12 protein-coding genes are annotated in these 10,632 nt (G+C 33.2%); 4 read left to right on the forward strand and 8 right to left on the reverse strand.

All coding sequences use genetic code 11. The features are described from left to right. Positions 1-62: 62 nt before the first annotated feature. Positions 63-1,976: an OmpA family protein gene (locus CDH50_RS08965; RefSeq protein ID WP_100611757.1), complete on the forward strand. Its 1,914-nt coding sequence runs from the start codon at positions 63-65 to the stop codon at positions 1,974-1,976. A 93-nt stretch (positions 1,977-2,069) separates the two neighbouring features. Beyond that, positions 2,070-2,360: a DUF2306 domain-containing protein gene (locus CDH50_RS08970; protein ID WP_198513464.1), complete on the forward strand. Its 291-nt coding sequence runs from the start codon at positions 2,070-2,072 to the stop codon at positions 2,358-2,360. Between the two features lie 220 nt (positions 2,361-2,580). Here the strand turns inward: CDH50_RS08970 and CDH50_RS08975 are convergent, their stop codons facing one another. Together CDH50_RS08975 and pdxH are read right to left on the reverse strand one after the other, a co-directional pair. Next, positions 2,581-3,075, reverse strand: coding sequence for a CAP domain-containing protein (locus CDH50_RS08975; RefSeq protein WP_100611674.1), 495 nt, complete (start codon positions 3,073-3,075; stop codon positions 2,581-2,583). Between the two features lie 166 nt (positions 3,076-3,241). Further along, entirely contained in the window at positions 3,242-3,886 is a 645-nt protein-coding gene (gene pdxH / locus CDH50_RS08980) for a pyridoxamine 5'-phosphate oxidase (protein WP_100611675.1), read from the reverse strand. Positions 3,887-3,977: 91 nt separating this feature from the next. Here pdxH and CDH50_RS08985 point away from each other — a divergent pair, with 91 nt between their 5' ends. Further along, positions 3,978-4,391: a hypothetical protein gene (locus CDH50_RS08985; RefSeq protein ID WP_100611676.1), complete on the forward strand. Its 414-nt coding sequence runs from the start codon at positions 3,978-3,980 to the stop codon at positions 4,389-4,391. Here CDH50_RS08985 and CDH50_RS08990 read toward each other — a convergent pair. The 5 genes from CDH50_RS08990 to rpsA all read right to left on the reverse strand — a co-directional run bounded on the left by CDH50_RS08990 (position 4,388) and on the right by rpsA (position 9,167). Then, the gene (locus CDH50_RS08990; RefSeq protein ID WP_100611677.1) at positions 4,388-5,293 is read right to left on the reverse strand and encodes a ribonuclease Z; all 906 of its coding nucleotides are present in this window, start codon (positions 5,291-5,293) and stop codon (positions 4,388-4,390) included. The two genes, CDH50_RS08985 and CDH50_RS08990, sit on opposite strands and share 4 nt — an antisense overlap. Positions 5,294-5,370: 77 nt before the next feature. Next, entirely contained in the window at positions 5,371-5,703 is a 333-nt protein-coding gene (locus tag CDH50_RS08995; protein ID WP_100611678.1) for a ribonuclease Z, read from the reverse strand. A 3-nt stretch (positions 5,704-5,706) separates the two neighbouring features. After that, positions 5,707-6,636, reverse strand: a complete 930-nt coding sequence (locus CDH50_RS09000) for an aspartate carbamoyltransferase catalytic subunit (protein WP_100611679.1) — start codon at positions 6,634-6,636, stop codon at positions 5,707-5,709. 10 nt (positions 6,637-6,646) lie between these two features. Further along, positions 6,647-7,186 (reverse strand): bifunctional pyr operon transcriptional regulator/uracil phosphoribosyltransferase PyrR, encoded by a 540-nt coding sequence (pyrR, locus tag CDH50_RS09005; RefSeq protein ID WP_100611680.1) that lies wholly within the window; start codon positions 7,184-7,186, stop codon positions 6,647-6,649. Positions 7,187-7,316: 130 nt separating this feature from the next. Next, on the reverse strand, positions 7,317-9,167 hold the full coding sequence (rpsA, locus tag CDH50_RS09010; RefSeq protein ID WP_100611681.1) for a 30S ribosomal protein S1: 1,851 nt from the start codon (positions 9,165-9,167) through the stop codon (positions 7,317-7,319). Positions 9,168-9,463: 296 nt separating this feature from the next. Between rpsA and CDH50_RS09015 the strand changes: the two genes are divergently transcribed. Further along, positions 9,464-9,844 carry a LysM peptidoglycan-binding domain-containing protein gene (locus tag CDH50_RS09015; protein ID WP_100611682.1) on the forward strand — a complete coding sequence of 127 codons (381 nt, stop codon included), beginning with the start codon at positions 9,464-9,466 and terminating at the stop codon, positions 9,842-9,844. 28 nt (positions 9,845-9,872) lie between these two features. Here the strand turns inward: CDH50_RS09015 and cmk are convergent, their stop codons facing one another. Then, positions 9,873-10,568: a (d)CMP kinase gene (gene cmk / locus CDH50_RS09020; protein ID WP_100611759.1), complete on the reverse strand. Its 696-nt coding sequence runs from the start codon at positions 10,566-10,568 to the stop codon at positions 9,873-9,875. Positions 10,569-10,632: the final 64 nt, after the last annotated feature.

Consider the following 10,632-nt stretch of genomic DNA (forward strand, 5'->3'; position numbering starts at 1 on the left):
TTTATATTAAATAATAAAAAAATGTCTTGTTTAACAAGTTGTTTTTAATTAAAAATAGCCCCATGAAATTAAAAAATTACATATTAGTTTGTTTAGTATTAATTATAAGCATGCATTCATTTGCTCAATCCGGTTTACAAAAGAAAGCTGATAATTTATTTAACAAGTTTTCATTTTATAACGCTATTGAAGTATATGAAGACCTAATAAATAAAAATTATAATTCAGATTATAACACACGCCAATTAGCAGATTGTTACGCCTATTTAAGAAACCCTGAAACCGCCGTTATCCATTATAAAAACGTTGTTGAACAACCAAATGTTCCTGTGGAATATTATTATAAGTATAGCGAAGCTTTAAGAGGTATTAAAGATTATGATGAATCCAGAGTTTGGATGAAAAAATTCAAAGATGCAGGTGGCGTTTTAAATGACGACAAATTATCTAAAGATGCCGATTTTATAACAGCTGTATTCAATGCCAAACAACAGTATTTTTTTTCTGAAGTAAAATTTAATTCCAAAAACAGTGATTTTGGTGCTTATGAGCGTGACGGTAATGTTTATTTTGCTTCGTCTGCTGATGAAGGTGTTTCAACAAAACACGTATATGGATGGAACAACCAACCATTTTTAGATGTGTATGTTACTGTAAAAAATAGCGATACCATCATTCACCATAAATCCAAAATAAAAGGAAAAATCAATTCCAATTATCATGATGGACCAATAACCATTTCAAAAGATGGCAAAACAATGTATTTTTCTAGAACCAATTTCATTAAAAATGAATTGAAGAAAGATAAAAATGGCATCAGTAATTTGAAAATATACAAGGCCACGTTTGTAGAAGATTCTTGGGAAAACATTGAAGAACTCAGTATTAATAGTGATGACTATTCCGTTGGGCATCCAGCGTTAAGCAGTGATGGTAGTAAATTATATTTTGCTTCAGATATGCCGGGAGGTTTAGGCGGCACCGATATTTATTATGTAGATATAAATACCGATGGTTCTTTAGGAACTCCGAAAAACTTAGGAAATATAGTAAACACCAATAAAAACGAAGTGTTCCCTTTTGTTAATAATGAAGATGTGCTTTTCTTTTCGTCTGATGGCCATGTGGGTTTGGGACTTTTAGATATTTTTGGAACGGTTTCAGATAATAATAATATCGTTAACGTTCTTAATTTAGGCGTTCCTGTTAATTCAAATAAAGATGATTTTTCATTTTTTATGAATGATGACGGGTTAACGGGATATATCGCTTCAAACAGAGACGGTGGCGTTGGCGATGATGATATTTATGCGTACCACAGGCTGCCAGAGCTAAAAGTTGAAGGAAATATTACCGATGCTTCTACAGGTAAACCCATCGCCAATGCTACAGTTACTTTATTAGATGCCAATGGCAATGAACTTGCAAAAGTAGTAGCCGATGAAAATGGACATTATGATATTAATATAGACCGCGATGCTGATTATTTCTTAAAAGTTGATAACGAAAATTATAAGGACACGACCATTCCTGTAACCTCTAAAGGCATTGACAATAAGGTTACCAGTATTAGAAAAGATATTCAATTAACTCCGATTGAAAAGGAACTTCCGATTAAAGAATTAAATACTATTTATTTTGATTTTGATAAATATCATATCAATAAGGATAGTTCAAAAGCATTGGATGGTATTGTTGATATGATGATGAATCAATATCCCTCCATATCCATCAAAATTGAATCGCATACCGATTCCAGAGGTCCAGCTTTATACAACGATAGATTGTCTCAAGAACGTGCTAAATCGACCTATGATTATTTAATATCTAAAGGTGTGCCTGCTTCAAGAATTATAGAACACAAAGGTTATGGTGAAGGTCAACTAACCAATGATTGTAATGGAACCGTGCCATGTACTGAAGCACAACATCAATTAAACAGACGTACCCAATTTATAGTTATAGAAATTAAATAAGCCAAAATTCAATAATAATTAGTGTTTAAAACCCATTAACATTTTTTTTGCTAATGGGTTTTTATTTATATTTATTCCTTCATAATTTATATTATGGGCTATTCAGAATTAATGTATATACATCTACTAACGGTTATTCCTTGTTTTTTTATAGGAACTATAGTGTTGTTAATAAAAAAAGGAACCATTATTCATAAAGAATTAGGAAGGATTTATATGTTACTTATACTAATTACAGCAGTAATAACCTTATTCATGCCTGCCCAAGTTGGTCCAAAATTTTTTAATCACTTTGGATGGATTCATAGCTTTAGTTTTCTAACTATTTACACCGTTCCAACGGCCTACCTAGCTATTAAAAAAATGAAATGTAAAATCGCATAAACGGAAAATGATTTTACTTTATTTTGGGGCTATAATAATTGCTGGTGGATTTACTTTAGCGCCAGGAAGGTACTTAAACAATCTACTGTTTTAAATTAAAAAATCTTCTCCTTTTACAGAGAAGATTTTATACCTAAAGCTAAATTCAATAACAAATAAGTTATTATATAACCCTTTAAACAAAAAGTTTATGTTTTTAAATCTTTTAATCTGATTGATTTTATTTTTTTATAAATATGTTGGTATAATACCATTTACCATCTGTTCCTTTTTCAGCTGAAATATCAAAATTTGTAAAGTCACCTTCAATATTCGCTTTATGGCTTTCGCTTTTTATCCAAGCATTAACTAAAGACTGCGCCGTAGTATAACCTTTTGCTACGTTTTCAGAAACCTTTAATGCACCAGCATTTTGCTTTAAAAAATTACTTCTTTCATAAAAATAATCGTGCGAAATTGTTTGGGTTTCCACCATATAATCTGTGTGGCTATAAGCTTGTGACTTAATTAAATCCATATTCTTTAAAGGATTTAATCCAACCGACAATCTATGGTTATTAATAAGTTCTAAAATTTCCAATTCAAATGATGTTGGTGCTGGAATGACTAGATCAGCCGTAATCATTTCTGCTTTGTCATCTATGCTGTCTGTTGAGCATGAAAAGCTCAAAACAGCTAACAATGCTACGAATAGCAGCTTAGTTAATAACTTCATAGGTTAAGTATTTAGATTTGGGTACTATAAATTTACCACCCTAACCCTGAAGAGAATGTTAATGAAATGTTAAAATCGATTAAAAACAAGCATTATAACGTTTTTAAATGCTTTTAATCGACGAAATACATTTTTAAGTGTAAAAATTAAGCATTTAAACGTTGTTTTAAGGAGATAATCGATTAATTAACCAATTATAATCGTTTTGAAGTGTGTATCTAATTCTATCATGAAGCCTGTTAGGCCTGCCTTGCCAAAATTCCATTTCAACAGGTTTTATAATGTAACCACCCCAATTTTTTGGCCGTGGTATTTCCTTGCCTTCATAGTCCTTTTCAAGTTTTCTTAATTGTTGTTCAAGCACGTCTTTACTTTCAACAACTTGACTCTGGTTAGACACCAAAGCACCTAATTGGCTACCTCGCGGTCTGGATTCAAAATAACCATCGCTTAAGTTTTCTGCAATTTTTTCGGCTTTTCCTTTAATAATGATTTGACGTTCGGCAGCTTGCCAAAAAAAAGACAAACAAACATTTGGGTTTGCAGCTATGGCTTTTCCTTTTTCACTTTCATAATTGGTGTAGAAAATAAAACCTTCATAGGTGTATTTTTTAAGCAGCACCACCCTACTTTTCGGATATCCATCTAAGCCTATTGTAGATATGGTCATGGCATTGGTTTCGCCCGCAAATAATGCATCCGCTTCATGAAACCATGTTTTAAACAATTCCATAGGGTTTTCTGGCACATTGCTTTCCAACAATTCGTGCTTCTCATAAGATTTTCGGTAATTACTTAAGTCGTTGTCCATAGTACACAAAATAACAAAATTTTAAATTCTAAAAATTAAATTTTTGTGATAATAAAAAACTTGTAAATTTAACATACCCTAAAACATTATCATGAAATTCGAACAATCTGCACATTTTAAAACCTTAAAATCACATAAACTCGCCTTGTATTTTGGTGATTTTTATTTCTGCGAAAAATTTTTTATTGCTGAAGTCGATGAAGGGATTCATTTTGATTGGGACATGATAAAGCAAGTCATGGATAAATTGGTTGAATTTTATGGTGATGGGATTAAACTAGGCTACATCTCCAACAGAGTGAATTCTTATTCAATAAATCCGCAAACTTGGATTAAAGTAGATTCGGAATACAATATTATTGTTGCCAGTGCTGTTGTCACCTATAGCAATATCGCTTTTATGAATGCCACACTTGAAAAAAGGTTTTATAAACGAAGTATTAAAAGATGTCTTTCTTTAGAAGAAGCCATCGATTGGATATTAAATATTAAAGAACTCAACTAAAACTCAAATACTTTTCCGTCTTCGCTCAATTCCACACGATCGAATATCTCCAGAGCTTCCTCCTTGAAGGCATTTAAACCATCGTAGCGCGTGGAATAATGCCCTAACAACAAAAGCCCCGCTTTGGCTTTTTTTGCTATTCTCGCAGCTTCTTTTGCAGTAGAATGCTTTGTTTTAGGCGCTAAGTTAGCATGCTTCTCTAAAAAAGTAGATTCATGATACAATACATCAACCTTGTTAATGATAGGTACAATATCTTCTTTATAAGTGGTATCACTACAAAACGCATAACTCTTTGGCTTTGCACTGGGCAGAGTTACTGTTTTATTCTTTATCAATGACCCATCTTCACTCAACACATCAAACCCTTGCTTTAATTTTCTGTAATAGGCTATATTAATATTGGCATCTTCAACAGCATCTATATCCAATCGCCTATCCCCTTCTTTTTCCTTAAAAAGAAAACCATTGGTATAAATCCTATGGTCAAGTGGAATGGTGTAAACCTCAATACTTTCGTCTTCAAAAATCAATTCGGATTCCGTTGATGTAAGTTCATGAAAAATCAAATTATAATTAGTCCACGAATCGGCTAATTTCATTTGAAGTGTTACTATTTCCTTAATACCTAATGGCCCATAAATATGTAAATCTGTTTCTCTAGTAAGCAGTCTGAATGTAGATATTAATCCAACCAACCCAAAAAAATGATCGCCATGTAAATGGGAAATAAAAACATGCTTGATGCGATTGAATTTTATTTTGTGCTTTCTTAAATGAATCTGGGTACCTTCCCCACAATCAATTAAAAACATATGATTGCTTATTTCCAGCACTTGAGATGTTGTATTTGTGAGAGCTCTTGGGGTGGCACTATAACAACCTAATATGGTTAACTTCATTATTGTGAGTTGTTAAGTTGTTTGGTTATTTGGTCGTGTCAGCTAATCGACAAACAACTAAACAACAAACTGTTTTTTTAAAAATCTAAATCGCGTTCCATGTCTTCCATTTCAATGATATCATAGGCTTCTTGAACTGTTGGTACGACGATGATCTCATCGGGAACTTCATCTAAGTTCACCTTATCTGAAACAATAACAAACGACTGTTTTGAAGCTCTGTGAGTATTGGATAATTCCAAAAACTCAAGAATATCTTGAATAGTTAATGCGCGAAGTGTTGAAAGACTAACAATAATATTATTGTTTTTAAACTTTGGGTACAAGCTTTGGATTTTCTTTACTAACTCTACAATAGTCGCCTTCTCTTGGGTGATGATTGAAATATTTCCGTCTTGATCTAAAATCATAATCTACTGTTTAATTTTCGAAGCTAATAAATATATAACCGCCATCCTAATCGCTACGCCATTTTGAACTTGATTTAATATAATGGACTGTTTGGAATCTGCCACATCACTCGTTATTTCCACACCTCTATTTATAGGTCCAGGATGCATGATAACAATCTCTTTATCCAATGAATCTAAAAGCTCTTTATTAACGCCGAATTGTTGTGTATATTCTCTGGTTGAAGGAAAATAATTGATGTCCATCCGTTCGTTTTGCACGCGTAACATATTTGCTACATCACACCAATTCAATGCTTTAATTAAATCCGTTTCAACCTTTACTCCAAGTTTATCAATGTATTTTGGAATCAAGGTTTTTGGACCACAAACCATCACTTGGGCCCCTTGAAGTTGTAGTGCAAATATATTTGAAAGGGCAACTCTGCTATGTAAAATATCGCCCACAATAACCACTTTTTTCCCTTTCACTTCGCCCAGAGTTTCTCTAATAGAATACGAATCCAATAAGGCTTGTGTTGGATGTTCATGGGCACCATCACCGGCATTTATAATACTTGCTTTTACGTGTTTGGATAAAAACACACCAGCGCCAGGATTGGGATGGCGCATCACTACCATGTCCACTTTCATGGAAAGAATATTATTGACGGTATCTATAAGTGTTTCTCCTTTTTTAACTGACGATTGCGATGATGAAAAATTAAGGACATCCGCAGATAAACGTTTTTCGGCTAATTCAAAGGATAACTTGGTTCTGGTGGAGTTTTCAAAAAACAGATTGGCGATGGTAATATCTCGAAGCGAAGGCACTTTTTTAATGGGTCTGTTAATCACTTCCTTAAAGTGATCAGCAGTTTCAAAAATAAGTTGAATATCTTCTTTGTTAAGATATTTAATTCCTAATAAGTGGTTAACACTTAATTCGCTCATAGGTCATTCGTTATTTTTCAATTAAGTACACGGAATCTTCGTTTTCATTTTCCAACCAATGCACTTTTACTTTTTCGTTATTGATGACATCTACTTGTCGGCCACGATAATCTGGCTGAATGGGTAAATGCCTGCTAAATCGTCTGTCAATCAATGTTAATAGTTCAATCTCTTTGGGCCTTCCAAATGACTGTATGGCTGTGAGTGCCGACCGAATGCTTCTGCCTGTATATAATACATCATCAATAAAAACGACGTTTTTATCTTCAACTATAAAATTGATTTCTGTTTTATTGGCTTCTAAAGGTTTATCGCCTCTTCTAAAATCATCTCTATAAAACGTGATATCTAAATGGCCGAGTTGGATATTTTTGACTTTATAGTCTTCTCTTAATATTTTCGCAATTCTATTTGCTAAAAAAATTCCTCTTGGCTGTAGACCAATTAAAACGGTATTCGAGAAATCATTATGTTTTTCAATAAGTTGACAAGCCAATCGGTGAAGAATGATGTTTACCTCTTTTGCGTTAAGTAAAACTTTTTGACTCATATGCTGTCCAAACGTATCAGGGGTACAAATGTAATGTAAAAAATTAAAAATTTTAATTTAAAATACTGATTAATAAAAAAAGCCTCCAATTAAATGGAGGCTTTTAAATTCATAAATGGATTTCAGCAAATTATTTTTTTGCTTTTTTGGCAGGTTTGCCATCCATTTTATCTTTAAGAGCTTGTAAAGCTTCATTAGCATCACCTAAAGTTGGTTTTGCTTCTGCTGCTTGAGCTTCTGCTTTTTTAACAGCTGCTTTAACTTGCGCTACTTCTTCTGCTTTAAATACAGCAGTATGAGATGCTACAACACGTTTAAACTCTTTATTGAACTCTATAATTTTAAACTCAGCTTTATCGCCTTGTTTAAGTTTGCTACCATCTTCTTTTTCAAGGTGACGTGTAGGAACAAAAGCAACGATATCTTCGTTAAACTCTACAGTAGCGCCTTTGTCAACTATTTCAGAAATAACAGCCGTGTGAACCGTTTCTAAAGCGAAATCTGTTTCATATTCATCCCAAGGATTTACAGTAGTTTGTTTGTGACCTAAACTTAATTTACGTCCTTCAACATCCAACTCCAATACAATCACATCTAATTTATCACCAACAGCACAAAACTCACTTGGATGCTTGATTTTTTTAGTCCAAGATAAATCCGAAATGTAAATCAATCCATCAATACCTTCTTCTAATTCTACGAATACACCAAAGTTTGTAAAGTTACGCACAGTTCCAACATGTTTAGAACCTAATGGATATTTGCTTGTAATATCTGTCCAAGGATCAGAAGTTAATTGTTTGATACCTAGAGACATTTTACGCTCTTCTCTATCTAAAGTTAAGATAACTGCCTCAACTTCGTCTCCAACAGAAACGAAATCTTGTGCAGAACGTAAATGCGTTGACCATGACATTTCAGATACGTGGATTAAACCTTCAACACCATCAGCAACTTCAATAAAGGCACCATAATCTGCAATAACAACTACTTTTCCTTTTACTTTATCACCAACAGTAACTGTATCAGCTAAAGCTTCCCATGGGTGTTTGCTTAATTGTTTTAATCCTAATTGGATTCTTGATTTGTTTTCATCAAAATCAAGGATTACCACATTCAGTTTTTGATCTAATTCTACAATTTCATTTGGATGGTTAATTCTAGCCCAAGATAAATCTGTGATATGGATTAAACCGTCAACGCCACCAAGATCAATAAACACACCGTAAGATGTAATGTTTTTAACAACACCTTCCAATACTTGACCTTTTTCTAATTGACCAATGATTTCTTTTTTCTGTACTTCAATATCTGCTTCAATAAGCGCTTTATGTGATACAACGACGTTTTTGAATTCATGGTTGATTTTAACCACTTTGAACTCCATAGTTTTATTCACATATTGATCGTAATCCCTGATTGGTTTTACATCAATTTGAGAACCTGGTAAGAATGCTTCGATACCAAAAACATCTACAATCATACCACCTTTCGTTCTGCATTTAACAAAACCATTAACGATTTCACCAGAGTCATGTGCCGCATTAACACGATCCCATGCTTTGATTACACGCGCTTTTCTGTGAGACAATACTAATTGTCCTGTTGCATCTTCACGAACATCAATTAATACTTCTACTTTGTCCCCAACTTTTAAGTTAGGATTGTAGCGAAACTCGTTTAAAGAGATAACTCCTTCAGATTTCGCATTGATATCAATAATAGCATCTCTATCAGAAATGTGTACTACTGTACCAATCACAACCTCGTCATTAAGTGTGTCAACAAATTTTTCTGCTACTAATTTTTCAAATTCTTTAAGTTGTTTGTCATCAACTTCATCAATACCTTCTTGGTAATTGTGCCAGTTAAAGCTTGCTAAGAATTTTTCAGGATTTGCTTGAGCTTCAGATACTACTGGAGCTTCTACAGTTGTTGCTTCTAGTGCATCAACTTCAGCTTGTTTTGCTTTTTCAGCCATTTAAGATAATTTAAGTAATATAATTTGTCGCTTTCGCGGAAACACAATTACACTACATTTTGTATTCTGTATGCTTCGGAAGATTTAAGCAATTTACACACAGAAGTGTTATAAATATTTTTGTCTCGTTCCTTCTGTCGTTCCTGTAAATTGCCAAAAGGAGCGCAAAAATACACAATTTCAATAAATTAGCCTAATTAGAAAAGAAATATTTTATGTAGGAATATTTGTGATAGAATTAATTTGAAAATGCATTAAACCTTAGTATATTTAATAAATTATAAAAACATATAGTTATGACAGTAAAAGCAAAATATCAACCCGTACTCGATTTAGGAGAAGCTTTAAACATTAAAGATGGTGATGTTAAAGAAGAAAATGGTGTTTTAAAAGTTAAAGGAACTGCAAAAACGAATTATGAAAAGAATCTGCTTTGGGATAAAATCAAGGAAATTGGGGGAGAAAACCCTTCTGATATCATGGCGAATATAAAAGTTGCCGATGAAAGCGTTTACCATAGGCATACCGTAAAAAGTGGCGAAACACTTAGTAAAATTGCTAAGCAGTATTATGACAACCCTTCTAAATACCAAGCAATTTTTAAGGCGAACTCAGATATTTTAAAGAATCCGGATTTAATTCATCCTGGGCAGGAATTGATTATTCCAAACTTATAAATTTAAAAGAGGTTAAAAACCTCTTTTTTTATGACTTCTCTTTTAATGTTTTGTTTACTAAATCTAGAATAATTTGAAATTGTTCGTCTTTTGTCATATCGGAATTATCAATTTCAATAGCATCCTTTGCTTTAACTAATGGAGAATCAGTTCTGTGTGAATCTATATAATCACGCTCTTGAACATTTTTTAGAACATCATCATACAAAACCTTTTCTCCTCTTTTAATAAGTTCATCAAAACGTCTTTTTGCTCTATTTTCAGCATTGGCCGTTAGAAATAATTTAAGTTCTGCATCAGGAAAAACGACCGTGCCAATATCCCTTCCGTCCATAATAACACCTTTTCCCTTCCCAAGCTTTTGTTGTTGTTTCACCAACTGACTTCTAACTTCTGAAATTTCGGCAACCTTGCTTACAAAATTCGAAACTTCTAAGGTTCGTATCTGCTTTTCAATATTTTCATCATTTAAGTACACTTCTGCAAATCCAACCTCTTTATTAAACACAAAGTTTAAATGGATATCATCTAAATGGGAAACCAGTGAATCGATATCAAACCTTTCTTTATTTATAAAATTGTGTTTCATGGCATACCAAGTCACCGCTCTGTACATGGCACCAGAATCCACATACGTATAGCCCAAATGTTTAGCAAGACGCTTAGCTACCGTACTTTTTCCGGTAGATGAAAACCCGTCTATGGCTATGGTTATTTTGGTCATTGGTTGTTGGGTCTTGGGTCTTGGGTCTTGGGTCTTGGGTCTTGGGTCTTGGGTCTTGGGTCTT

The organism is Confluentibacter lentus (assembly GCF_002806995.1).
GTDB classification, from domain to species: domain Bacteria; phylum Bacteroidota; class Bacteroidia; order Flavobacteriales; family Flavobacteriaceae; genus Confluentibacter; species Confluentibacter lentus.